Annotated in this window: 22 protein-coding genes; 16 read left to right on the top strand and 6 right to left on the bottom strand. The window is 59.8% G+C overall.

Annotated features, from left to right (window positions below; translation table 11 throughout):
- Positions 1–382: 382 nt before the first annotated feature.
- Positions 383–796 carry an alternative ribosome rescue aminoacyl-tRNA hydrolase ArfB gene (arfB, locus tag BLV61_RS08610; RefSeq protein ID WP_090464219.1) on the top strand — a complete coding sequence of 138 codons (414 nt, stop codon included), beginning with the start codon at positions 383–385 and terminating at the stop codon, positions 794–796.
- Here the strand turns inward: arfB and BLV61_RS08605 are convergent.
- From BLV61_RS08605 to phhA, 6 genes are all read right to left on the bottom strand, one after another.
- Positions 793–1,992, bottom strand: a complete 1,200-nt coding sequence (locus tag BLV61_RS08605) for an MFS transporter (RefSeq protein WP_090464215.1) — start codon at positions 1,990–1,992, stop codon at positions 793–795. The genes arfB and BLV61_RS08605 overlap by 4 nt on opposite strands.
- Before the next feature lie 103 nt (positions 1,993–2,095).
- Positions 2,096–2,332 carry a hypothetical protein gene (locus BLV61_RS08600; protein WP_178083164.1) on the bottom strand — a complete coding sequence of 79 codons (237 nt, stop codon included), beginning with the start codon at positions 2,330–2,332 and terminating at the stop codon, positions 2,096–2,098.
- A 36-nt stretch (positions 2,333–2,368) separates the two neighbouring features.
- Positions 2,369–2,500, bottom strand: a complete 132-nt coding sequence (locus tag BLV61_RS31860; protein ID WP_269082055.1) for a hypothetical protein — start codon at positions 2,498–2,500, stop codon at positions 2,369–2,371.
- Positions 2,501–2,767: 267 nt separating this feature from the next.
- On the bottom strand, positions 2,768–3,961 hold the full coding sequence (locus BLV61_RS08595) for an amino acid aminotransferase (protein WP_090464212.1): 1,194 nt from the start codon (positions 3,959–3,961) through the stop codon (positions 2,768–2,770).
- A complete protein-coding gene (locus BLV61_RS08590; protein ID WP_017337151.1) occupies positions 3,961–4,317 on the bottom strand; it encodes a 4a-hydroxytetrahydrobiopterin dehydratase in 357 nt (118 codons plus the stop codon). The genes BLV61_RS08595 and BLV61_RS08590 overlap by 1 nt, the downstream gene beginning before the upstream one ends.
- 103 nt (positions 4,318–4,420) lie before the next feature.
- Entirely contained in the window at positions 4,421–5,212 is a 792-nt protein-coding gene (phhA, locus tag BLV61_RS08585; RefSeq protein ID WP_090464208.1) for a phenylalanine 4-monooxygenase, read from the bottom strand.
- A 371-nt stretch (positions 5,213–5,583) separates the two neighbouring features.
- Here phhA and BLV61_RS08580 point away from each other — a divergent pair, with 371 nt between their 5' ends.
- The 15 genes from BLV61_RS08580 (at position 5,584) to BLV61_RS08510 (ending at position 25,509) form a co-directional block, all read left to right on the top strand.
- On the top strand, positions 5,584–7,143 hold the full coding sequence (locus BLV61_RS08580) for a sigma-54-dependent phenylalanine hydroxylase transcriptional regulator PhhR (RefSeq protein WP_047532064.1): 1,560 nt from the start codon (positions 5,584–5,586) through the stop codon (positions 7,141–7,143).
- A 248-nt stretch (positions 7,144–7,391) separates the two neighbouring features.
- Positions 7,392–8,132: a flagellar basal body rod protein FlgF gene (locus BLV61_RS08575; RefSeq protein WP_047532062.1), complete on the top strand. Its 741-nt coding sequence runs from the start codon at positions 7,392–7,394 to the stop codon at positions 8,130–8,132.
- Between the two features lie 45 nt (positions 8,133–8,177).
- Positions 8,178–8,963: a flagellar basal-body rod protein FlgG gene (gene flgG, locus BLV61_RS08570; RefSeq protein ID WP_047532060.1), complete on the top strand. Its 786-nt coding sequence runs from the start codon at positions 8,178–8,180 to the stop codon at positions 8,961–8,963.
- 52 nt (positions 8,964–9,015) lie between these two features.
- Entirely contained in the window at positions 9,016–9,711 is a 696-nt protein-coding gene (gene flgH, locus BLV61_RS08565; RefSeq protein ID WP_047532059.1) for a flagellar basal body L-ring protein FlgH, read from the top strand.
- 57 nt (positions 9,712–9,768) lie between these two features.
- Positions 9,769–10,839, top strand: a complete 1,071-nt coding sequence (locus BLV61_RS08560; RefSeq protein WP_236693152.1) for a flagellar basal body P-ring protein FlgI — start codon at positions 9,769–9,771, stop codon at positions 10,837–10,839.
- Between the two features lie 10 nt (positions 10,840–10,849).
- The gene (gene flgJ / locus BLV61_RS08555) at positions 10,850–12,139 is read left to right on the top strand and encodes a flagellar assembly peptidoglycan hydrolase FlgJ (protein ID WP_090464205.1); all 1,290 of its coding nucleotides are present in this window, start codon (positions 10,850–10,852) and stop codon (positions 12,137–12,139) included.
- A 10-nt stretch (positions 12,140–12,149) separates the two neighbouring features.
- Positions 12,150–14,207 carry a flagellar hook-associated protein FlgK gene (gene flgK / locus BLV61_RS08550; protein ID WP_047532057.1) on the top strand — a complete coding sequence of 686 codons (2,058 nt, stop codon included), beginning with the start codon at positions 12,150–12,152 and terminating at the stop codon, positions 14,205–14,207.
- A 13-nt stretch (positions 14,208–14,220) separates the two neighbouring features.
- Positions 14,221–15,792 carry a flagellar hook-associated protein 3 gene (locus BLV61_RS08545; protein WP_090464201.1) on the top strand — a complete coding sequence of 524 codons (1,572 nt, stop codon included), beginning with the start codon at positions 14,221–14,223 and terminating at the stop codon, positions 15,790–15,792.
- Positions 15,793–15,914: 122 nt separating this feature from the next.
- Positions 15,915–19,487, top strand: coding sequence for a glycosyltransferase (locus tag BLV61_RS08540; protein WP_047532053.1), 3,573 nt, complete (start codon positions 15,915–15,917; stop codon positions 19,485–19,487).
- Positions 19,488–19,977: 490 nt separating this feature from the next.
- Complete coding sequence (rfbF, locus tag BLV61_RS08535; RefSeq protein WP_047532051.1) at positions 19,978–20,751, top strand: glucose-1-phosphate cytidylyltransferase; 774 nt, start codon at positions 19,978–19,980, stop codon at positions 20,749–20,751.
- The gene (rfbG, locus tag BLV61_RS08530; RefSeq protein ID WP_047532049.1) at positions 20,733–21,815 is read left to right on the top strand and encodes a CDP-glucose 4,6-dehydratase; all 1,083 of its coding nucleotides are present in this window, start codon (positions 20,733–20,735) and stop codon (positions 21,813–21,815) included. The genes rfbF and rfbG overlap by 19 nt, the downstream gene beginning before the upstream one ends.
- A complete protein-coding gene (locus tag BLV61_RS08525) occupies positions 21,812–22,372 on the top strand; it encodes a dTDP-4-dehydrorhamnose 3,5-epimerase family protein (protein ID WP_047532048.1) in 561 nt (186 codons plus the stop codon). Before rfbG ends, BLV61_RS08525 begins: the two co-directional genes overlap by 4 nt.
- Entirely contained in the window at positions 22,369–23,595 is a 1,227-nt protein-coding gene (locus BLV61_RS08520; RefSeq protein ID WP_090464197.1) for a class I SAM-dependent methyltransferase, read from the top strand. Before BLV61_RS08525 ends, BLV61_RS08520 begins: the two co-directional genes overlap by 4 nt.
- Entirely contained in the window at positions 23,592–24,449 is an 858-nt protein-coding gene (locus BLV61_RS08515; protein WP_090464194.1) for an NAD-dependent epimerase/dehydratase family protein, read from the top strand. The genes BLV61_RS08520 and BLV61_RS08515 overlap by 4 nt, the downstream gene beginning before the upstream one ends.
- Entirely contained in the window at positions 24,439–25,509 is a 1,071-nt protein-coding gene (locus BLV61_RS08510) for a class I SAM-dependent methyltransferase (protein ID WP_090464191.1), read from the top strand. The genes BLV61_RS08515 and BLV61_RS08510 overlap by 11 nt, the downstream gene beginning before the upstream one ends.
- The last annotated feature ends 9 nt before the right edge of the window (positions 25,510–25,518 follow it).

Here is a 25,518-nt window from a genome sequence, read left to right as displayed (position 1 = left end):
GGATGTAAGGGGATAGGGCAGCCTTTCTCTCTCGCGTCGCCACAATACGCGCCCACGAGCTCTATGCCTGATCATTGCATCGGCATGGCCATTTGATACTTGAGGGGCTGAAGTAATATTAATTATGGTTACAACCGGGGGACGGAACATGCGCCTGGGCTGCTTGGCAGCACTCCAAGATTCATTATCTAAAAGGTCAGCTTGGTATGAAGCCTTGGATTAGTGTGGTCACTGGAAACAATGCAACGTCCCTTTTGTAAATCCGACAACGCTGTAGGAAAAGTCTGGCAGGGCTTTTTCGATCTCGCCTGCACCTGTGATTGTCCCCTATTCAAAACGCTATCGCGGTATCCTGAACGCTCCCGACCCCGGACCCCTTTCCATGCTGGTGATTTCCAACAACGTGCATATACCGGATGCCGAGATCGAGTTGACCGCCATTCGCGCCCAGGGCGCCGGTGGGCAGAACGTCAACAAGGTTTCCAGCGCCGTGCACCTGCGCTTCGACATTGCGGCCTCGTCCTTGCCCGAGTTCTACAAGGAGCGGCTGCTGGCGTTGCGCGACAGTCGTATCACCAGCGAAGGTGTGTTGATCATCAAGGCCCAGCAATACCGCACCCAGGAACAGAACCGGGCCGATGCGCTGGCGCGTTTGACCGAGCTGATCCTCAGCGCCACCAAGGTCGAAAAGAAACGCCGCCCGACCAAGCCGACCCTCGGTTCGAAGACCCGTCGGCTCGAATCCAAGAGCAAGCGCGGCAACATCAAGGCCGGGCGCGGCAAGGTCGACTTTTAGCGGGATTCTCGCGTTTCGCGCTGTTTCGGCGCCTGCCGGTACAAGTAGATGCTGAGCATCAAACCGCTTAAAGCGGCGAGGGCGGCGAACAGGAAGATAGAGGCAAAACCGAAGCCCGCCGCAATCGCGCCGGCCAGTGGTCCGGTGATCCCCAGCGACAAGTCGATGAACAGCGAATAAGCCCCGACCGCCGCGCCACGGCTGGAAGCGGGCACGAGGTTGACCGCTTCGACCCCCAGCGCCGGAAACACCAGTGAGAAGCCAAAGCCACTGAGCGCAGCGCCCGCGAGCGCCCAGTTCGCGTCAGGTGCCAGCCACAGCAGCAACAGCCCCAGGACCTCCACCGACAGGCAGGCAATCGCCACGCGGAATCCGCCGAGGCGGTTGATCAGGTTGCCGAACAACAGTCGTGCACCGATGAAGCTGGCACCAAACAGGCTCAGGCACAGCACGGCGTTGTCCCAGTGCCGGGTGGCGTAATACAGGGTGATAAACGTGGCGATGGTGCCGAAACCGATGGAGCCCAAGGCCAGTCCGCAGCCGTGGGGCAGCACCCGACCGAGTACATGCATGAACGGCAAGCGCTCACCGGTCACGATCGGCGCAGCGGTTTTCGGCCATGCCAGCAACAGGCCCAGGGCGGCCAGCAACACGATACTCACGCCCATGCTCCACAAGCCCATTTGATTGACCAGCAGCACCCCCAGCGGCGCGCCGACGGCCAGTGCGCCATAACTGGCGATGCCGTTCCAGGAGATGACCTTGGCGGTGTTCGCCGCGCCAACCCGGCCGATGCCCCAGCCAATCGAACCGGAGCCCACCAGGCTCTCCGCGCTGCCGAGCACCAGGCGACCGACCAACAGGCTGATCAGGCTCAACATCGGCAGGCTTTGGGTCCAGGCTGAAAGCAGCATGAACACGCCACTCAGCCCGCAACCGGCCAAGCCGTACATCACGGCCAATTTGCTGCCCTTGTTATCGATGATTTTCCCGGCGTACGGACGGCTGAGCAGGGTGGCAAGGTATTGCACGCTGATCACCAAACCGGCGATCACCGCGCCGAAGCCGAGGTCGCTGTGGACGTAGCCGGGCAATACGGCCAGGGGAATACCAATGTTCAGGTAGCCGATAAAGGTAAACAGGACGATGGAGACAACTTGCAGCGTGACCGCCAGGGGGCGCTGGTTTTCAGACATGGGTCAAAGGTCCACGGGATAGCAGATAGATAGGCTGCTTATGATAACGGCGTAGGCGGTCGTGGGTTGAGAAAAAGTAAAACTAATTGCCGAACGGGATTAATCAGGGCTTGGCGGGCGCCAACAGTTGCGTGGTGACCAGGGCGGCCAGCGCATTTTCTTCGCTGCCGAAGCGGGCCAGCAATGCGGCTTGTTTTTCAGAAGACAGACGAGTCCAGATCTCGATCATTTTCTCGGCGGTGCCGATCAGAACGCTGGCCTGCAGTGCTTCATCAAAAGGAGGGGTGACGTTGTCGGTCATGGTGCGGGACTCACGGTTCAGGCGGTGTGGAAAGCGCATGTTAGCGCTTTCCACACGGTCTGTACGGCGGGTGTTTCAGTCTTCGCTTTCAGCCTTGCGGCTGCCAGTGGCTTCTTTCGGCTCGGGCTGTTGGGCGCCGGCTTGTTGCGTGGTCGTCTGCTCAGGTTCGTGCAGGCTTGGGAAGGGGAGATTAGGAATCTCGTGCATAGTCGCGCTCCTCGCTAAGTCTGTTGATAGATCTGGTAGATCCGCGCTTTTAAAAAAAGCCTGGGCAGGATACAGCAGGGGAAATGACAAACAGACTTTTATATCCATTTGTTTCGACGAATGGGATTGTCTAGACAGGTCTATTGTTTTGTCGCAGGCATGCTTGCAGGAGCGAGCCTGCTCGCGAGGGTGTGTCAGTCATTGAGGTGTCAACTGATACTCCATCGCGAGCAGGCTCGCTCCTACGGGGGGGGTAGTGTTTGGGGCTTACTTGCAGACGTCAGCAATCGCCTGTGCCAGCAGATCCAGACGCGTCGCATCAATCCCCGCCACGTTGGCCCGACCGGAACTGACCATGTACACGCTGTGATGGTCGCGCAGGTTTTTCACCTGTTCAGGGGTCAAGCCGGTGTAGGAAAACATTCCGCGCTGCACACCAATGTGCGCAAAACGCTCGCGTAAACCGTGGGGTTCAAGGGCTTCCACCAGTCCGCTTCGCAGTTGGGCAATACGCAAGCGCATGGTTTCCACTTCGTCGGCCCACAAGCGTTTCAACTCTGGATCGCCGAGGATGGTTGCCACCACGGCAGCACCGTGATCCGGTGGCGTCGACCACAGGTTGCGGGCGATGTTGGCCAGTTGGCTGCGGATATCCACCAGCTTGTCGGCGGTTTTCGCGCAGACAATCAAAGCGCCGGTGCGGTCGCGATACAGGCCGAAGTTCTTCGAGCAGGAGCTGGTGATCAGCACTTCCGGCAACTCGGCGGCGAACAAACGGGTCGACCACGCGTCCTGTTCCAGGCCATCGCCGAAGCCCTGGTAGGCGAAATCGATCAGCGGCAGCAGTTCACGCCGACGCACCACTTCCAACACGCGGCGCCAGTCGTCGTGGGACAGATCGAAACCGGTCGGGTTGTGGCAGCAGGCGTGCAGCAGCACCACGTCACCCTTGGGCACTTCATTGAGCACGGCGAGCATGGCATCGACGTCGAGACGATTGTCGCTGCCCACGTAGGGGTAATGACTGACCTTGACGTTGGCCGCCGCGAAAATGGTTTCGTGGATCGGCCAGGTCGGATTGCTCAACCAGATGCCCCGGCCCGGCAGGCACTGGGCGATGAAGTCCGCGCTCAGGCGCAACGCTCCGGTACCGCCCGGTGTCTGGGTGGCGCCGGCGCGATGTTCGCTGATCAGTTTTGAATCGGCGCCGAGCACCAGCTCACTGATGAGCTTGCCGAAGGCCGGTTCGCCATGACCGCCGATGTAGGTCTTGGTGGTCTGGCGATCGACCAGGCGCGCCTCGGCGAGTTTCACGGCCTGGGGAATCGAGGTCAGGCCCTGGGCGTCTTTGTAGACACCCACGCCGAGGTCGAATTTGCGCGGGTTGGGGTCCTGCGCATAGGCCTCCATCAGGCCGAGGATCGGATCGCCGGGCACCCGGCCGATGGCGTCGAAGTGCATTATTTTCGGCCCTCGGCGTCCTTGGCCACTTCGTCCGTGCGCGCGGCCATGATGAAGTCATTGCGGTGCAGGCCTTTGATCGAGTGGCTCCACCAGGTGACGGTGACTTTGCCCCACTCGGTCAGCAGGCCTGGGTGGTGACCTTCGGCCTCGGAGATTTCACCGACGGCGTTGGTGAACGCCAGGGCGTGCTTGAAGTTTTTGAACAGGAAGACTTTTTCCAGCTGCATGATGCTGTCGCGTACTTCGATGTTCCAGTCCGGGATCTGCTTGATCAGTACCGGCAGTTCTTCGTCGCTGACTTGCGGAGCATCGGCGCGGCAGGCTTCACAGTGGGCTTGGTTCAATGTGGACATGGTGTGTTCCTGAAATCGAATGTTTGGAATTCGGCCGTCATGTCACCACGCTAAAGCAAAGCGTCGGTTCCGGACAGGCTCACTTGATTCTAAAAGCTGCGGATCAAGCGGCTTTTGGTTTTGGCGGAAATTTCGGTGCATGCAGGCCCATCTGCATCGCTTGCTTGACCATGCCCATGATGTCTTCGTGGGCGAGGTCGAACAGGCGCTTGAGATTTGGCAAGACGAAATACAGTGGCTGCAGGATGTCGATGCGGTAAGGCGTGCGCATGCACTCCAGCGGATCGAACGCTTGGTGTTCAGGTTCGTCCGACAGGCAGTACACGGTCTCTTTCGGTGAAGACAGGATGCCGCCACCGTAGATGCGCCGGCCTTGCGGGGTTTCCAGCAGGCCGAACTCGATGGTCATCCAGTACAGGCGCGCCAGGTACACGCGCTCTTCCTTGGAGGCCTGCAGGCCGAGTTTGCCGTAGGTATGGGTAAATTCCGCGAACCAAGGGTTGGTCAGCAACGGACAGTGGCCGAAGATCTCGTGGAAAATGTCCGGCTCTTGCAGGTAATCCAGCTCTTCGCGGGTGCGAATAAAAGTGGCAACCGGAAACTGCTTGTTGGCGAGCAATTCAAAAAAGGTCTGGAAGGGGATCAGCGCCGGAACCCGGGCGACCTGCCAACCGGTGGTTTCACCGAGCACCTTGTTGATTTCGCCCAGTTGCGGAATGCGGTCGTGGGGCAGACCGAGCTTTTCGATACCGTCCAGGTATTCCTGGCACGCACGCCCTTCGATCACTTTCAACTGGCGAGTGATCAGCGTGTTCCACACCGCGTGTTCTTCAGCGGTGTAGTCGATAAAACCTTGCGCATCGGGCTCGCGAGCCACGTATTGCGTCTGCTTCATGCTGCTCTCCTGCGAGGGGGCTTCGTTCTTGTTATGTCCTGCTATGGACCTAGAAATAACCCATGAATTGCAGCGTTGCAGCAGGCGGTTGGGGTTGCATGTAGGAAAAGCGCCCGTAAATCGTAAAGTTTTCGTTACGCTTTGGCGGGTGTTGCGCAGCTGCTGAGATTTTCCGGTTTGAAAAGGGCCTTAGGTGTCACATAATCTTGACGACTATCTGGGCGCCTAATCAGAAAAATCGGGCGCTATCCCTGTGGGAGCCAGCCTGCTGACGATAGCGGTGTGTCATTTGACATCAAAATCGCCTGTTGCTACGCCATCGCCAGCAGGCTGGCTCCCACAGGTCAATCATCGTTTATCAGGCCTTTTATATGCGTATCAAAGTCCACTGCCAGAATCGCATTGGCATCCTGCGCGACATTCTCAACTTGCTGGTGGGGTACGGAATTAACGTCGCTCGTGGGGAAGTGGGCGGTGAGCATGGCAACGCCATCTACCTGCATTGCCCGAACCTGATCAACATTCAGTTCCAGGCTTTGCGTCCGAAATTCGAGGCCATCGCCGGGGTTTTTGGCGTTAAGCGTGTAGGGCTGATGCCCAGCGAGCGTCGGCACATGGAGCTCAATGCCTTGCTCGGCGCCCTGGAGTTTCCGGTGCTCTCGATCGACATGGGCGGCTCCATCGTGGCGGCCAACCGCGCAGCTGCGCAATTGCTCGGGGTGCGCGTCGATGAGGTGCCGGGGATACCGCTGTCGCGTTACGCCGAAGATTTCGACTTGCCGGAGTTGGTGCGCGCCAACAAATCGCGGATCAATGGGCTGCGGGTCAAGGTCAAGGGCGACGTGTTTCTGGCTGACATCGCGCCGCTGCAATCGGAGCATGACGACAGCGAAGCCATGGCCGGTGCGGTATTGACGCTGCATCGCGCCGACCGGGTGGGTGAGCGTATTTATAACGTGCGCAAACAGGAGCTGCGCGGCTTCGACAGCATCTTCCAAAGCTCGAAAGTGATGGCGGCGGTGGTGCGTGAGGCGCGTCGCATGGCGCCACTGGATGCACCGCTATTGATAGAGGGCGAAACCGGTACCGGTAAAGAATTGCTGGCGCGTGCCTGTCACCTGGCCAGTCCTCGTGGTCAGTCACCGTTGATGGCGCTCAACTGCGCCGGTCTGCCGGAGTCCATGGCCGAGACTGAATTGTTCGGCTACGGCCCCGGTGCTTTTGAAGGTGCGCGGGCTGAAGGCAAGCTCGGTCTGCTGGAGCTGACGGCGGGCGGTACGCTGTTTCTCGATGGCGTTGGGGAAATGAGTCCGCGTTTGCAGGTGAAATTGCTGCGCTTCCTGCAGGACGGTTGCTTCCGTCGTGTAGGCAGTGATGAAGAGGTTTATCTCGATGTGCGAGTGATTTGTGCGACCCAGGTCGATTTGTCCGAGTTGTGCGCCCGCGGAGAGTTTCGTCAGGACCTGTATCACCGCTTGAACGTGTTGTCGCTGCACATCCCGCCGCTGCGCGAATGCCTCGACGGTTTGGCGCCGCTGGTGGAGCACTTCCTCGATCAAGCCAGTCGACAGATCGGTTGCCCGTTGCCAAAACTCGCGCCGGCGGCCATGGAACGACTCAGTCATTACCATTGGCCGGGCAACGTTCGGCAGTTGGAAAACGTGCTGTTTCAGGCGGTGTCCCTGTGTGAGGGCGGTACGGTCAAGGCCGAGCATATTCGCTTGCCTGATTACGGTGTGCGTCAGCCCCTTGGCGATTTTTCCCTCGAAGGTGGGCTGGATGAGATTGTCGGGCGCTTCGAAAAGGCAGTGCTGGAGCGGCTGTATTCCGAGCATCCGAGCAGTCGGCAACTGGGCAAGCGGTTGGGGGTTTCCCACACCACCATTGCCAATAAGTTGCGTGATTATCAGGTTGGCAAAGACAACGCCTGATCCTGTGGCGAGTTAGCAAGCTCCCTCGCCACAGGGGGCTGTTCTGCTACAACAGGTCAAGCCTTGCCACCCACCGGCATAACACCGCCGGTTTTTCGTCTCTGATACAAACCCTCCGCGCCTGCTCAATCCCTCAAGTCCTTTGTTTGCCGGGTCTTGCCGTGCCAGGAACAAGTTGGTCTGCAAATTGCTTGTGGCTCATCAGTACAGCAGTGGGCGGCAAACGTCCGGCAGGCAGAGGAAAGATTGTGGACAAGTACCTTTATGTGGCAATGACCGGCGCCAGCCAGAATGCCCTGGCGCAAAAGGCTCATGCCAACAACCTGGCGAACATCTCCACCAACGGCTTCCAGAAAGACCTGGAGCAGGCGCGTTCGATGCCGGTGTTCGGTGACAGCTTTCCGGCGCGTGCGTTTGCGATGTCCGAACGCCCGGCCACGGACTTTTCACCGGGTGCCCTGGTGGAAACCGGTCGCGACCTCGATGTCGCCGTGCAAGGCAACGGCTGGCTGGCCGTGCAGAACCCTGATGGCGGTGAAAGCTATGTGCGCACCGGCAGTCTGGTGGTTGACGCCCTGGGCGTATTGCGGGCCGGCAACGGCATGCCGGTCATCGGCAATGGCGGGCCGATTGCCGTGCCGCCAGAGCAGCAGATCGAAGTGGGCGAAGACGGCACCATCAGCATCCGCGCGATGGGTGAAGGCCCGCGCGTGATGGCCGAAGTCGACCGCATCAAGCTGGTCAATCCGGACATCAAGAACATGACCAAAGGCCTGGACGGTTCGATCCACACCAAGGACGGTCAGCCGGCGCAAGCCGATGCCAACGTCAAGCTGGTGTCCGGGTTCCTCGAGTCGAGCAACGTCAACGCCGTGGAAGAGATGACCTCGGTGCTGGCCTTGTCCAAGCAATTCGAGCTGCACATCAAGATGATGAACACCGCCAAAGACGACGACCAGGCCATGGCTCGGGTCTTGCAGATCAGCTAACTATCAGAACGTCGCGCCGTAAAACAGGCGCACGAGGAGAATCGAATGCTTCCGGCTCTATGGGTTGCCAAAACCGGTCTGTCCGCCCAGGACACGAACCTGACCACCATCTCCAACAACCTGGCCAACGTGTCGACCACGGGTTTCAAACGTGACCGCGCCGAGTTCCAGGATCTGCTCTATCAGATCAAGCGTCAGCCAGGCGCCCAGTCGACCCAGGACAGCGAACTGCCGTCGGGCCTGCAACTGGGTACCGGTGTGCGCATTGTCGGCACCCAGAAGAACTTCACCGCCGGCAGCTTGCAAACCACCGAGCAGCCGCTGGACATGGCCATCGATGGTCGCGGTTTCTTCCAGATTCTGCAGCCTGACGGCACAACGTCCTACACCCGTGACGGTACCTTCCACCTGGACTCCAATGGCCAGATCGTCAACGCCAGCGGGTTTGCCCTGGAGCCGGCCATCGTCATTCCGAACGATGCCCAGACCTTCACGGTCGGTCGCGATGGCACCGTGTCCATCACCGTTGCCGGCAACCCGGCTGCCCAGGTGATCGGCAACCTGCAAACCGCCGACTTCATCAACCCGGCCGGCCTGCAGGCCGTGGGTAACAACCTGTTCCTGGAAACCGCCGCCAGTGGTGCGCCGCAAGTCGGTACGCCAGGCCTGGCCGGTTTCGGCACCACGCTGCAGAACACTCTGGAAACGTCCAACGTCAGCACCGTTGAAGAGATGGTCAACATGATCACCACTCAGCGCGCCTACGAGATGAACTCCAAGGTGATCTCCACCGCCGACCAGATGCTCTCGTTCGTAACGCAGAATCTGTAATCAAGTCTATGAGGCGGCCATGAGGCCGCCTGCAACACCGTGAGGTAGGGTCATGAATCGCTTCGTTTCCGTTCTGGCATTGACTGGAGTCACCGTGCTCGCGGGCTGTGTGCCGTCGACACCCAAGCCCAATGATCCCTACTATGCCCCGGTGTTGCCGCGCACGCCGCTGCCGGCTGCCGCGAACAACGGCTCGATCTACCAGGCCGGTTTCGAACAGAACCTCTACGGCGACCGCAAGGCGTTTCGGGTCGGTGACATCATCACCATCACCCTGAACGAGAAGACCCAGGCCAGTAAAAACGCCAACTCGCAGGTGGCCAAGAACAGCAAGACCGGCATCGGCCTGACGTCGCTGTTCGGTTCTACGCCCAATACCAACAACCCGTTTGGTAGTGGCGACCTGAGTCTGAGCGCCAGTTACGAAGGTGACCGTGCGACCAAAGGCGACAGCAAGGCAGCCCAGGGCAATACCCTGACCGGCTCGATCACCGTGACCGTCGCCGACGTGTTGCCCAACGGCATCATTGCCGTGCGAGGCGAGAAGTGGATGACCCTCAACACCGGGGATGAACTGGTGCGGATCGCAGGGCTCGTGCGTGCCGATGACATCGCTACCGACAACACTGTTTCGTCGACTCGCGTCGCCGATGCGCGCATCACCTATTCGGGCACCGGTTCGTTTGCCGATGCGAGTCAGCCAGGCTGGTTCGACCGTTTCTTCCTCAGCCCGCTGTTCCCTTTCTAGGTGGCTTTTTTGGTGAGCAAGTTGAACTTCAAGCACCTGATCGCAGCTGCGCTGTTGATGTCCTTGTCGCTGGGTGCTCAGGCCGAGCGGCTGAAGGATATCGCCAGTATTTCCGGCGTGCGTTCCAACCAATTGATCGGTTACGGGCTGGTGGTCGGGCTTAACGGCACCGGTGACCAGACGACGCAAACCCCGTTCACCCTGCAGACCTTCAACAACATGCTCTCGCAGTTCGGTATCAAGGTACCGCCGGGATCGGGCAACGTGCAGTTGAAGAACGTCGCGGCCGTGTCGATCAGTGCTGACTTGCCAGCGTTCGCCAAGCCGGGACAGCAGGTCGACATCACCGTTTCGTCCATCGGTAACTCCAAGAGCCTGCGTGGCGGTACCTTGCTGCTGACGCCGCTCAAGGGTATCGACGGTAACGTCTATGCCATCGCCCAGGGCAACCTGGTGGTGGGCGGTTTCGATGCTGAAGGCCGCGACGGTTCGAAAATCACCGTCAACGTTCCGTCGGCCGGTCGCATCCCGGGCGGAGCCTCGGTCGAGCGAGCGGTGCCGAGCGGTTTCAACCAGGGCAACAGCCTGACGCTGAACCTCAACCGTTCCGACTTCACCACCGCCAAGCGCATCGTCGACAAGATCAACGACATGCTCGGCCCTGGCGTGGCCCAGGCCATCGACGGCGGTTCGATTCGCGTCAGTGCGCCGCTGGATCCGAGTCAGCGGGTCGACTACCTGTCGATCATCGAAAACCTCGAAATCGATCCGGGCCAGGCGGTGGCGAAAGTCATCATCAACTCCCGTACCGGCACCATCGTGATTGGTCAGAACGTCAAGGTTTCACCGGCCGCCGTGACCCACGGCAGCCTGACCGTGACCATCACCGAAGACCCGATCGTCAGTCAGCCGGGCCCTCTGTCCAATGGTCAGACAGCGGTCGTTCCGCGTTCCAAAGTCAATGCCCAGCAGGAAGCCAAGCCGATGTTCAAATTCGGCCCCGGCACCACCCTCGACGAAATCGTGCGGGCGGTGAATCAGGTCGGCGCGGCCCCGGGTGACTTGATGGCGATCCTCGAAGCTCTGAAGCAGGCCGGCGCGTTGCAAGCCGATCTGATCGTGATCTGAGGACGGCATCGTGGATATGCGCAAGAGCGGTCTGGTCAGCAGCAGCGATTCGGGTTCTTACTCGGACCTCAATCGTCTGAACCAGCTCAAGGTCGGCGACAAGAACAGCGATGGCAATATGCGCAAGGTTGCGCAGGAATTCGAGTCGCTGTTCCTCGGTGAAATGCTCAAGTCCATGCGCTCGGCCACCGAGGCGCTCGGTCAGGACAATCCGCTCAACACGCCAGCGGCCAAGCAATACCAGGAAATGTACGACCAGCAGTTGGCCGTCTCCATGTCCCGCGAGGGCGGTGGTATCGGTCTGGCCGACGTGCTGATGCGGCAGATGTCGAAGAACAAGCCGATGGCTCCCGGTGAGGCGGCCGCAGCGTCGGCGGCCAAGCAGGAAGCGGCAAAGGCAGCCGCGCAGACACCGGTGGCCGCCGGTACAGTCGCAACCGGTGGGCCGCTTTCGCGAGTCAATGGACAGCGTCCGTTGTGGGCTTCGCGGTCGGTCCATGCGCCGACGGGCGAGGGCGAGCATCGCAACGACATGGCGATGATCAATCAGCGGCGCCTGGCCTTGCCGCCGAAACTGGCTGACCGCTTGCTGGCGGGTCTGGTGCCTTCGGCCTCGACCACCGCAGCGACCGCCGCCACGGTGCAGAACAAAATCCAGTTGCCGCAGAGCACTCGCAGCGGTGCCGGCCCTTTGTACAACGGCGACTGGCTCGCTTCGCAAACGGACACGGCTTCCGGCGGTGGTATGCAGATTTACGGTCGAGCCATGGCGCAGATTCCGCTCGCGCCGGCGAAAAAAGCCTTCAGCTCCGCCGACGAATTCGTCAACACCATGCTGCCGATGGCCAAGGAAGCCGCCGCGCGCATCGGCGTCGACCCGCGTTACCTGGTGGCCCAGGCCGCCCTGGAAACCGGTTGGGGCAAATCGGTCATGCGCGCCCAGGATGGCAGCAGTAGTCACAACCTGTTCGGCATCAAGGCCGGCAGCAGTTGGAAGGGGGATTCGGCGCGGGCGATCACCAGCGAATTCAGGAATGGCGAGATGGTCAGGGAGACGGCCCAGTTCCGTTCCTACGATTCCTACAAGGACAGCTTCCATGACCTTGTGACTTTGCTGCTGACCAACAATCGCTATCAAGATGTCGTGAAGTCGGCCGATAACCCAGAACAGTTTGTACGCGAGTTGCAAAAGGCCGGTTACGCAACCGACCCGGACTACGCAAGCAAGATTTCGCAGATAGCCAGGCAGATGTCGAGTTACCAGAACTACGCTGCGGCGGGCGTTTCAACGAATTTATAAGGTCTGAACCATGAGTTTGCTCAATATCGGGATGTCGGGTTTGTCCGCTAGCCAGTCTGCATTGATGACTACCGGCAATAACATTTCCAATGTCGACACCGCCGGTTATTCGCGCCAGCAAACCGTGCAGGGCTCCAAGGCGTCGATTCAGTACGGCAACGTCTACATCGGCACCGGCACGACACTGGCCGATGTGCGCCGGGTGTACAACAGCTACCTCGATGCACAGTTGCAGACCACGACGTCGCTCAACAGTGATTCGGCTGCGTATCTGGGCCAGGTCACGCCGCTCGACAAGTTGCTTTCCGACAGCGGCACTGGCCTTAACGGCGCACTGACCAAGTTCTTTGCTTCGGTGCAGAACGTCAATGCCAAGCCCGGCGACGACGCTTCCCGTCAGTTGCTACTCAGCGATGCGCAGGCCCTGGGCAACCGCTTCAACTCGATCTCCAGCCAGTTGAACTCGCAAAACGCCGACATCAACGGCAACCTGACCAGCATGGCTGATCAGGTCAACAAGCTGGCTACTACCATGGCGCAGTTGAACAAGAAAATCAGCGAAGTCTCCGCTTCCGGCGGTGCGCCAAATGACCTGCTGGATGCTCGCAACGAAACCATGCGTCAGCTTTCAACCTTTACCGGTGCACAGTTTGTTGAGCGTGAAGGCAACGTAGACATCTATCTGGGCAGCGGTCAGCCGTTGGTGATTGGCAATACCGTCAACAAACTGGAGGCGGTGCCAAGTAAGGATGACCCGGGACGTATCTCGCTGCAGGTCAATCGTGGCTCGAGCACCATCGACATCACATCGATCATGACCGGTGGTGAAATCGGCGGCCTGCTGCGTTATCGCAGCGAAGTACTCGATCCGGCCATGAACGAGTTGGGTCGTGTGGCGCTCACCGTCGCCGATCAGATGAACACCATCCAGGCCCAAGGCATCGACAAGAACGGTAATTTCGGCGGCAATCTGTTCAACTCCATCAACACTGCCACGAACATGGCTCAGCGCAGCATTGCGACGATCGGCAACAGCGCCGGCTCGGGCAACTTCGATGTCAGCATTGAAGACAGCGGCAAGCTGACCACCAACGATTACAAGGTGACGTTCACCAGCGCCACAGACTACACCGTGCAACGCTTGCCGGATGGCTCCGCCGTGGGCGCCTACAGCACCACCACCAACCCGCCACCGGTGATCGAGGGCTTTGCGCTGACGCTCAACGGCGGGGCAGCCGCGGGCGACAGCTTCAAGATCACCCCGACCCGAAATGCCGCGGCGAACATCCAGACCGAGATGACCGACTCCAAGCGTCTGGCCATCGCGGCACCGCTGGGCGCGGCCATCGCCCCGGGTGGTGGCGGAACGCTGACCATTCCTGCCAGCGGTCAGCCGACCCTGACCACCAAGTTCGACATCTATGACACCGCGACCACCACCGCGATGCAGAACGGCCTGAAGTATTCGACTCCGGTCAAAGTGGTGTTCGGTGATCCGTCGGCCGACGGCACCACCCAAAGCTATCAGCTCCTGGATGCCAAGGGTGGCGTGCTCAGTTCGGGTTCGATCCAGCCAGGTCAGAGCAACACGTTGAGTCTTAATATTCCGCTCAAGGATTCGACCGGTTCGCCGATTCCACCTGCGCCAGCTACTCAGTACACCGTGAGTTTCGACATGACGGTGGCCGGCTCTCCTGACAAGGGCACGGCGATCAACGTCAGCCTCAGCCAGCCAGGCAGCCTGGACAACCGCAATGGCACTGCACTGGCGGGTCTGCAGACCCAGCAAGTCGTGGACACCGGTTCGGCAAGCAAAGGCATTTCCCTGACTGATGCTTACGGAAAACTGGTCGAGGGTGTCGGCGCCAAGGCGGCTCAAGGCAAGCTCGACAGTGCCGCGACCTCGGCCATTCTGGCGAACGCCAAGAGCGCACGTGACTCGCTTTCCGGTGTCGACCTCGATGAGGAGACCGGCAATCTGGTCAAGTATCAGCAGTACTACACGGCCTCTTCGCAGATCATCAAGGCTGCGCAAGAAATCTTCAGCACACTGATCAACAGTCTTTAAGGAGTCGTAGCCCATGCGCATTTCCACCGGCCAGTTTTACGAGTCCTCAGCGGCAAACTACCAGCGTAACTTCGCCAACGTGGTCAAGAGCAGCGAAGAGGCCAGCAGCCTGGTTCGCGTCAACACGGCGGCAGATGATCCGGTCGGCGCCTCGCGGTTGCTGCAGTTGGGTCAACAGGCTTCGATGCTCGATCAGTATTCGTCGAACATGACCACTATCAAGGCGACCCTCGGTCAGACCGAAGCGGTCATGACCAGCATCGGCAACGTGTTGCAGCGTGCCAAAGAGCTGGCGCTGGGTGCTGGCAACGCCGGTTATACCGATGCAGACCGTCAGGCGAACTCCTCCGAGCTGGGGCAGATCGAAGAGCAACTGCTCAGTCTGATGAACACCAAGGACGAAAACGGCAAGTACATCTTCTCCGGCTCCAAGGGTGATGTGGCTCCGTTCTCCCGCAACACTGACGGCACCTACTCCTACAACGGTGATCAGGTCACCCTTGATCTGCCGATTGGTGACAACCAGTCGATGGCCACCAACAGCACCGGTTGGGACGTGTTCCAGCAGGCGATCAATACCAATCGGACCGAGACCAGCCTCACCGCTCCAGGCGTTGATGACGGTCGAGTGTCGCTGTCCAACGGTCAGGTCAGTTCCGATGTGACCTACAACGCCAAATTCCGCAGTGGTGAGCCCTACACTGTTTCGTTCTTGAGCAGCACTCAGCTGAAAATCACCGACGCGGCGGGTACCGACGTGACGGCCGAAACCAGCCAGAACGGTGTGTTCTCGTCCAGTAACGCCAACAGCCAGACCGTGAGCTTCCGTGGTGTTGATCTCAAGCTCAACATCAATTTGAAGAGCGGTGACAGCGCCAACCCGGACGCCGCCATCGCCGGCCACAGCTTCACTTTCGGCGCCAAGCCGGACACCTTCACCACTTCGCGTAGCCCGGGTAACCCGTCGGCCGCACTGGTGACCGGTGCCGCTGTGACCAACGCCACGGATTACAACGCCAGCTTCCCGAATGGCGGAGCGATCCTGAAGTTCACCAGTGCCACAGACTTTGATCTGTACGCAGCACCATTGACCGCTGACAGCAAGCCGGTGTCCACCGGAACCGTGGCCGGGACGACCGCTACAGCGTCCGGTGTTTCGTTCACGGTGGCCGGCACGCCGGGTGCAGGCGACCAGTTCTCCGTTTCGGTCAATACGCACAAGACCCAGAACATTCTTGACACCGTCAGCCAGTTGAAAACAGCGCTGGCGACCCCGACCAACAATAATCCGGTCGCTATTCAGAAAATGAACGCGGCAGTCACCGCCGGTATCGGTAACCTGACCAGCGGGATCGATCAGCTGGCCATCGGCGTCAGTTCGGTCGGGGGGCGCGGCGCTTCATTGGTGACTCAGACCGATATCAACCAGAGCATGGTGCTGGCCAATACCCAGACCCAGAGTGCCATTCGTGATTCTGATGCGGCTGACGTGATGACTCGCCTGACCCTGCAGCAAACCATGTTGCAGGCATCGCAACTGGCGTTCAGCAAGATCGCTCAGTTGGGCCTGTTCAACAAAGTCTGAGTCCGTGCTTTCGCGATGATCTCGCGAAGGTCGCCTCTGCCGAGAGCAAACCGTCTTTTTTCAGCGGTTCCGGGGGGTTACTTCATTGAAGTAAGCTCCCGCCGCTCACGAGTTTCCCCGCCGTGAATCCAGCACCTCTTGTTACCATCGCAATTCCCGCCTTCAATCCGCAGTTTTTTCAAGTGGCGCTGCAAAGCGCGCTGAGCCAGACCTATCCCCATCTTGAAGTGATCGTCTGTGACGACAGTGCTGGCGATGAGATTCGCGAAATTGTCGATGCCTGCGAGGTGCCGGCAACGATTTGCCTGCGCTATGTGCGCAACCCCCAGCGTCTGGGATTTCAAGGCAACCTCATGGCATGCGCGCAAGCGGCCAGCGGTGAATACCTGAAGTTACTGTGCGACGACGACCAGTTGCTGACTGAGTGCATTGCCCAGCAGATCGCCGGTTTCATCGATCATGAAGACGTCAATCTGGTGATTGCCCAGCGGCAGTTCTATGACGCGGATCACATTGTGTTGGCCGATCGTGTTGCCAATTGCTGTTTCTCCAAAGGTGTCACTCTGTTCAAGGGTGAGGACCTGCTGGGCATCCTGGAAAGTTCTCAGGTCAACTTTCTCAGTGGCCTTAGCGGGGCGCTGATCCGTACCCGGCATGCGCTGGAATATTTGCCGGCCCTGACCCAGATCGGGGAAGGCTTTGTTGCTTGTCTGGATTTCGCCCTGTTCGCTTGCCTGTTGCGGCGCGGCAACCTCGTGGTGGTGGCTCAGATGTTAAGCCTGGAACGCTTGCATCCTGCGCAACTGAGTCAGCAGGCGCCCGTCAAGGCAGCGCTCAAAACGGAACTCGACTGGCTCAAGCAAATGCTTGCCTTGCGCAGTGGTGAGCCTGCCCCCGCGCCGGGCTGGGTGCGTTCTCTGGCATTGGCGGACGCGGTTGAGGGGCACGCTTATGCCTGGGAAGAAATCGCCCTCGGCCGACAATTGGGCTTCATCCAGACATTGGTCAACACTCGGGTTGGTTACACCAGCGAAAGCTTTTCGCAGATGTACCGCGAGTGGTTGTCATGCCGTGCCCTGAACCCCTCCCAGCAGCGTTTGCTCGGTGCCCGCTTGCAGAGTTGGAGCTGGCGTCCGCGCATCGTGCCGATTGTTCTCGACAGCGAAGGCGATACTTCGGCGCTGGAAGAAACGCTCAAAAGTATTCGTCTGCAGTCCTATGCCGCCGAGCAAGTGGTGGTGCTGTCTTCGTCGCAGCAAGTATCGTGTGATGGCGTACGTCACATGCGCCTGGAAGTTGACCCGGTCGCCCAGTTCAATGACTTGCTGGCCCAGTTGGAAAATGCCGACTGGATCTATCTGCTTCGCGCTGGTGATCGCCTCAATGAACTGGCCTTGCTGTTGCTCGCTGAACGCATGGTTGAAATGCCCGACTTACGCTGTCTGTACAGTGATGAAGGCGGGTTGCGCGATGAGGTGTCAATCGAGCCGGTTTTCAAACCGGATTTCAACCTCGACCTGATGCGCAGCTACCCCTATGTCGGACGGGTCCTTGCTCTGCAACGGCATCGGATGATCGAGTTGGGCGGCATCTCGCGAGGTTTTGGCGAACTGGGTGTGCATGATCTGCTCTGGCGTCTGGTGGAGAGCAGCGGGCCGCACGCCATCGGGCACATTGCCGAAGTGCTCGTCGAGTCCACATTGCGCCTGTCGCAGTGGGTGAATCAGCCTGAGGTGATCGAACAGAGCCCGCGGGTACTGGCCGCGCATCTGGATCGGCTCGGTGTACCGCACACGATCCGTGCCGGCAGTCAGGCGATGATCAACCGCGTCGATTATCTGCACGATCAGCCGGCCATGGTTTCGATCATCGTTGCGACTCGCGATGGACTGAGTGCGCTTCAGCGTTGCGTTGAAAGCTTGTTGGAGAAAACCGCTTTCGCGCACTATGAAATTCTGATTGTCGATAACGCCAGCAGTGCTGTGGACGCCCGCAACTGGCTGTCGGCCCTCGAGCAAATGGGCAGCGAGAAGTTGCGCGTATTGCGCTGTGATTACGGCGACAATCTGGCTGCGCTGCACAACTTTGCCGCGAGTCAGGCGCGGGGTGACTACCTGCTGTTTCTGAGTGCATACACCGCTGTTGTGAGCCCTGAGTGGCTCGACGAGTTGCTCAACCACGCACGGAGACCTGAAGTCGGCGTGGTCGGTGGTCGCCTGGTGAGCCCGCAAGGGCGTATCGAGGGCGCGGCCCAGGTGCTGGGGTTGCGCGGCACGACCGGCGTGCCCAATCGTGGCGAGCTGTTCAACACGCCGGGTTACATGCAGCGTCAGCAGACCGTACAGAATTTCAGTGCAGTGGGAATCGATTGCTTGCTGGTACGCAAGAACGTATTCGATGAACTGCACGGCCTGGACGATCGCGATCTGCCGCAAGCGCTCAACGGGGCTGATTTTTGCCTGCGCGTACGGCAAAGCGGCTACCTGGTGGTGTGGACGCCTTACGCCGAGCTGATGCGAATTGCTCCGTCATCTGCTGTGGACCTCGCGCCCAAGCTGATTCAAGCCGAACAGAAGAGTTTTTATCAGCGTTGGATGCCGGTAGTGGCGAGGGATCCGGCCTACAACCCCAACCTGAGTCTGGGCACCAGCAACTTCAGTCTGGAGCCGGGATTCAAAGCCGGTTGGGACCCGTTCCTGCGTCCGATGTTGCCCAAAGTACTGGGCATTCCCATCAATGCCAGTGCCGTGGGTCATTACCGGGTTACTCAACCCTTCTTCGAGCTTGAAGCCGCCGGGCGCGTGGTGGGGCATCTCGCTTATTACACGCCGACAGACATCGAGCTGGAACGTTGCTCTCCCGACGTGATTGTGTTGCAGGGACGCTATAACCAGAATGCGGTCGATGAAGTCGAGCGCGTCAAAAACGGCTCTCGCGCTTTCCGGATATTCGAGCTCGACGATTATGTAATCGATGTGCCGAAAAAGAACGCGCACTTGCGCAAGGCCGAGGTTGGGGTCGATAAAATCGTGCGCCGTGGCGTCGGCTTGTGTGATCGCGTCGTGGTCTCGACCCAGCCTCTGGCCGATGCCCTGCGTGATATGCACCATGATATTCGCGTCGTGCCAAACATGTTGGCGCCGCATCTGTGGTCCGGCCTCACCAGTCGTCGCCGCACCTCACGCAAGCCTCGCGTGGGCTGGGGCGGCGGGACGAGCCATGACGGTGACCTGGCGATCATTGCCGATGTGGTGAGTCAGTTGGCCAATGAAGTCGAATGGGTTTTTTTCGGCATGTGCCCGCCCGCGTTGCGGCCGTTTGTTCATGAGTTTCATCCAAGCGTTGGCCTGGAGGCTTACCCGGCCAAGCTGGCCAGCCTGAATCTCGATCTGGCACTGGCGCCGCTGGAATTTCACATTTTCAACGACTGCAAGAGTAACTTGCGGCTGCTGGAGTACGGCGCTTGCGGGTACCCGGTGATCTGCACGGATACCGAGGCTTATCGGGGTTATCTGCCCTGCACCAAGGTCGTGAGCAACAGTACCGAGGAATGGCTTGAAGCGATTCGCATGCACCTGTCCGATCCCGATGCGAGCTACCGCATGGGCGATGCGCTTCGCGAGGAAGTGCTGCGCGATTACATGCTCAAGGGCAACAACCTGAACTATTGGATCGAGGGCTGGCTACCTGACTGATCAGGTGCGAGTGTTCACCGCAGGCGGCCATGGGGCCGCCTGTTTTATTTGTGTCGTGGCCAACACGCGTTTCAGGTTTCACCCCTCAAGCTCTTTTATTGAGGTGAGCATGGCGGTGATCGATCCGAGCAGCACAGTGCTGGCGGCCAACATTTAACGTCTGACGTATACCGGCACTGGGCGTTTACCGGTTAGGCAGTGAACTGGACAACGTCATTAGCGAGACACTTTCAATCCTGCAAGGGTGTTAAAGGTGCCAGATCAAAATGAGAGGGGCGAGCTCGGTCGCATGATCGGGCTGGCCCCTTTTTTGTGTCCGCCACTTGGGTCGCTAGCTGGCGCGTTTCCTGCAAGCCCCCGGTATATCGCCATAAAACGAGCACTTGCGGTCAATCCGCAGAGTGCCCGCACGGCAGAAAGTTTGATCCAGAAGGCCCGCAAAAGCTTGATCCAGCTTGCCCGAGCCCTGTGAAGAACAAGAGGGGAGACGATGAAGGCAGTTATTTTGGCGGGTGGCTTGGGCACGCGCATCAGTGAAGAGTCGCACCTCAAGCCCAAGCCGATGGTCGAGATCGGTGGCAAGCCAATACTCTGGCACATCATGAAGCAGTATTCCGCCCACGGGATTCACGACTTTGTGATCTGCCTGGGCTACAAGGGTTATGCGATCAAGGATTTCTTCGCCAACTACTTCCTGCACACCTCCGACGTGACCTTCAACATGCGGGAAAACCGCATGGACGTGCACCAGAACTACAGCGAGCCGTGGAGCGTCACCCTCGTCGAAACCGGTGAAGAAACCATGACGGGTGGCCGTCTCTTGCGTGCCGCCCCTTATCTGAAAGACGAAAAAGCTTTTTGCTTCACCTACGGCGATGGCGTCTCCGACGTCGATATCAGCAACCTGATCAGGTTTCACGAAGCTCACGGCAAAATGGCGACGGTCACCGCCGTGCAGCCGCCGGGACGCTATGGCGCACTGCAGCGGCTGGGTGACCAAGTGCTGGGGTTCACCGAAAAACCCCGTGGCGATGGCGGCTGGATCAATGGCGGCTTCTTTGTGCTTTCGCCAAAGGTATTGCCTTTCATTGCCGGTGACGCGACCAGTTGGGAGGCGGAGCCGCTGATGCGCCTGGCCGAGCTTGAGCAATTGCATGCTTACGAGCATTCCGGTTTTTGGCAGCCAATGGACACCCTGCGCGACAAGAACCACCTCGAAGCGCTGTGGCAGAGCGGGGAGGCCCCATGGAAGCAGTGGGCCTGAGTGCGGATTTCTGGCGCGGCAAGCGGGTTCTGGTCACCGGGCATACCGGTTTCAAGGGCAGTTGGCTGACGCTGTGGTTGCAGAGCCTTGGCGCCGAGGTCAGCGGCTTTGCCCTTGATCCGGCCACCGAACCGAACCTGTATGACCTGGCGCGAGTGCATGAAGGCATCAACGATGTGCGCGGCGACTTGCGTGATCTGGGGGCCTTGCTTGAAATCATCGCCGAGACCGAGCCTGAGATCGTTCTGCACCTGGCCGCTCAGCCGCTGGTGCGAGAAGGCTATCGCGATCCGCTCGGCACCTATTCCAGCAACGTCATGGGCACCCTCAACCTGCTCGAAGCGATTCGTCAGGTCGGCTGCGTGCGCGCCTGCGTCCTGGTGACCACCGACAAGGTCTACGCCAACAAGGAATGGCTGTGGCCCTACCGCGAAGACGAAGCCCTCGGCGGCCACGATCCCTACAGCAGCAGCAAGGCATGTTGTGAGCTATTGGCGCAGTCTTACGCGGCTTCGTTCTTCCCGGCCGACAAGTACGACGAGCACGGCCTTGCCCTGGCCACCGCGCGCGCCGGCAACGTGTTGGGCGGCGGTGATTTCGCCCCCGAGCGACTGATTCCCGACGTGCTGAAAGCCTGGTCGGCGGATGAGCCTGTGACCCTGCGCTACCCGCAAGCCGTGCGCCCGTGGCAACACGCGCTGGAGCCGCTGGCCGGTTACCTCCAACTGGCCGCCGGTCTCTATGAACAAGGCCCGGAGTATGCCGGTGCCTGGAACTTCGGCCCGGGTGAGGCGGACATGCGCAGCGTCGGCGAAGTGGTCGAACTGCTCGCCCATCGCTGGCCACAGGCTCGCGGTCTGCGCGTCGAAAAAAGCGAACTGCACGAGGCCGGTCTGCTGCGCCTGGACAGCAGCCGCGCCCGCCAAGTGCTGGGCTGGCAGCCGCGCTGGTCGTTGCAGCAGTGCCTGACCCAGACCCTCGACTGGCATCTGGCGTGGCAGAACGGCGATGACATGCGCGCCGTCACCCTCGGCCAACTGAGCCTGTACCGAGGCGGGCTGTGAGGGAGTTTTCATTGAAGGCGTTGCCGCTGGCCGGACTGTTCAGCGTCCAGCACAAGCGTTTTGAAGATCAGCGCGGGCACTTCGCCCGGTTGTTTTGCGAAGGCAGTCTGACGGCGTTTGGCGCCGAGTTTCATATCCGCCAGATCAACCATTCCTGCACCCGCGAGAAGGGCAGTGTGCGAGGTCTGCATTACCAGAACGCCAACGCGCCGGAAGCCAAGCTGATTACTTGCCTGCGTGGTGAGGTGTGGGACGTGGCGGTGGATTTGCGCCCCGATTCCGAGACCTTTCTGCACTGGCACGCCGAGCACCTGAAGGCTGGCGACGGTCGCAGTTTGTTGATTCCAGCCGGTTTCGCCCACGGTTTTCAAACCCTGACCGACGACGCCGAATTGCTTTACCTGCACAGCGCCGATTATGCGCCGGAGCACGAGGGCGGTCTGTCGATAAGCGATCCACGGCTGGCGATTGCCTGGCCGTTGCCTGTCAATAATTTGTCAGCGCGTGATTCCAGCCATCCTGCGCTCGATCAACACTTTGCCGGAGTGCGTGTATGAACTGCCGTGGGTGCGCTGCACCTTTGAGCCTGCCGCTGATCGACCTCGGCACTTCGCCGCCGTCCAATGCCTATGTGCACGCCGATCGCCTGGAACAGGCCGAGCAATGGGTGCCGCTGAAGGTCGCCGTTTGCCAGCAATGCTGGCTGGTGCAGACCGAGGATTACACCAGCGCCGACAGCCTGTTCGATGCCGAGTACGCTTATTTCAGTTCGTTCTCCAGCACCTGGCTGGCCCACGCCGAACGTTACGTGGCGGAGATGGTCGAGCGCTTCGGCCTGACGGCTGACAGTCGTGTGGTGGAAGTGGCCGCCAACGATGGCTACCTGCTGCAATACGTCGCCGGTCGCGGCATTGCGTGCCTGGGCGTCGAACCCACTCGCAGCACCGCGCAGGCAGCCCGGGAAAAAGGCCTGGAGATTCGGGAACTGTTCTTCGGTCGTGATACCGCCGCGCAGTTGAAAAGCGAAGGTTGGGGCGCCGACCTGATGGCCGCCAACAACGTGCTCGCGCACGTGCCGGACATCAATGATTTCCTCGGTGGTTTCGCCACCTTGCTCAAGCCAACCGGCGTGGCCACGTTCGAGTTTCCGCAACTGTTGACGCTGATGGCGGGTGCGCAGTTCGACACGCTCTATCACGAGCACTATTCCTACCTGTCGCTGACCGCCGTACAGACCCTGTGCGAGCGCAACGGCCTTGAGGTGTTCGACGTCAGCCAGTTGAGCACGCATGGCGGATCGTTGCGGGTGTTCGTGCAACGCAAGGACGGCGAACGCCGTGCGGTGCAAGCGGCGGTGCAACAGCAGTTGCAGGCCGAACTCGATGCCGGGGTGAAAACTGCCGAGTACTACGCGACCCTCGCGCCTGCTGCCGAACGCATCAAACATGACCTGCTGCGTTTCCTGTTGCAGGCGAAGGCCGACGGCAAGCGTGTGGTCGGTTACGGCGCGGCGGCCAAGGGCAATACCTTGCTCAACTACGCCGGCGTGAAACCGGACTTGCTCGCGTGGGTGGCCGATGCCAATCCGCACAAGCAGGGCAAGTTTTTGCCGGGCAGCCGCATTCCGATTGTGGCGCCAGCACAGATCGATATCGAGAAACCGGATTACGTGCTGGTGTTGCCGTGGAACCTGCTGCACGAAGTCAGCCAGCAACTGGCACAAGTGCGTCAGTGGGAGGGTCGCTTCGTGATCGCCGTGCCTGAGTTGAGCGTGCTGTGAAGGTTCTGGTGACCGGAGCCACGGGCTTCGTCGGTCGGCATCTGGTCGCGGCGCTGTTGACGCGCGGTTGCAAGGTGCGTGCGGTGGCGCGCAACGCAAACACTGCGCAGGGCATGCCGTGGATCAAGGACGTCGAGTTTATCGCGGCGGATATTCACGCCGCCGATGTCGATGTCGTCGCATTGACCGAGGGCGTCGATGTGCTGGCGCATCTGGCATGGCCGGGGCTGCCGAACTATCGGGGGCTGTTCCATTTCGAGCACAACCTGATGGCCGACTACCGCTTTATCAAAAGCGTGGTCGAGGCGGGTGTGAAACACGTATTGGTGACCGGCACCTGTTTCGAATATGGCCTGCAGAGCGGGCCGCTCAGCGAGCAGGTCGAGCCGCAACCATCCAATCCGTATGGGCTGGCCAAGCACACACTGCGCCTTTTTTTGCAGAACCTTGCGCAGGAACATCCGTTCACTTTGCAGTGGGCGCGGTTGTTCTATCTGCATGGCGAAGGGCAGAACCCCAACAGCCTGCTGGCGGCGCTGGACCGGGCGATCGATGCCGGCGACGCGCAGTTCAATATGTCGATGGGTGACCAGCTACGCGACTATCTGGAGATCACCGAGGCCGCGGCGCAGTTGGCAACGCTCATTGCCCGACCCGATGTCGGTGGCGTGATCAACTGTTGCAGTGGCCGGCCTGTATCCGTGCGGGCGCTGGTCGAGGCGCGCGTGAGGCAGCGCCAATCCTCCATAACGCTGAACCTGGGGCATTACGGTTATTCCGCCCATGAGCCCATGGCTTTTTGGGGTATTGCCCAGCGAATTTCCCAATTAAGGGGTGAAGAACATGCAGCATGAACTCTATCGAGCGAACGGGCTGCCGGTGCTGCAAAACCGTACGTTCGCCACTGCCGAACAGGCGAAGGCATCGGGCAGTGCGGATATCGTGCTGGTGCAGGACAGCCAGAGCGGGCTGATCTTCAATCAGGCTTTTGACGCCAGCCAACTCAGTTATGACGTCGACTACCAAAATGAACAGGCCCACTCGGTGCAGTTCCAGCATCACTTGAATGACGTAGAGGCGATTCTGGCCCGGCATTTCAAAGGCCGCGAGCTGATCGAGGTCGGCTGTGGCAAGGGCTATTTCCTCGAAATGCTGCGTGAGCGTGGCTATGCCATCACCGGTATCGACCCCTCCTATGAGGGCGACAACGTCGATGTGATCAAGGCGCCGTTCACCCGTGAGCTGGGGCTTGCCGCCGATGCGATCGTGTTGCGCCATGTGCTGGAGCACATTCAGGACCCGGTCAGCTTTCTGGCTGACATTGCCTCGGCCAACCGTGGCGGACAAATCTACATCGAGGTGCCGTGCTTCGACTGGATCGTCGAGCACAACGCCTGGTTCGACGTGTTCTACGAACATGTGAACTACTTCCGTCTTGCCGATTTGCGAGGCCTGTTCGATACGGTGCATGAAGCCGGGCACCTCTTTGGCGGGCAGTACCTGTACATCGTCGCCGACCTTTCTACATTGCGCCGCGCGCCATCTGCCGCACCGCAATTGCTGGTGCTATCGGACAATTTCACTGCCAGCCTTGAACGTACCGTGCAAATCATTCAAGCCGCGCCGCAACAAGGGTCGGCCATTTGGGGCGCATCGTCCAAGGGCGTGATCTATTCGTTGTTCCTGCAGCGCGCGGGTGTGGCGGTGGATCATGTGGTGGACATCAACCCCGCCAAACAGGGGCGTCATCTGCCTCTGAGCGGTGTTCAGGTGTCTTCGCCGCAAGAGGCTATGGATGCGTTGCCCGAAGGCGCCAACCTGTTTGTGATGAACTCCAATTACCTCGAAGAGATCAAGCGGATGACCGGTGGACGCTACGTCTATCACGCCGTCGACAGCGCTTCGTTCCAGTGAACCCAGAGA

It is taken from the genome of Pseudomonas mohnii, assembly GCF_900105115.1.
Classification (GTDB): Bacteria; Pseudomonadota; Gammaproteobacteria; order Pseudomonadales; family Pseudomonadaceae; genus Aquipseudomonas; species Aquipseudomonas mohnii.
The sequence above is the reverse complement of the archived record's forward strand: the minus strand, read 5'-3'. Positions and strand labels throughout refer to the sequence as shown.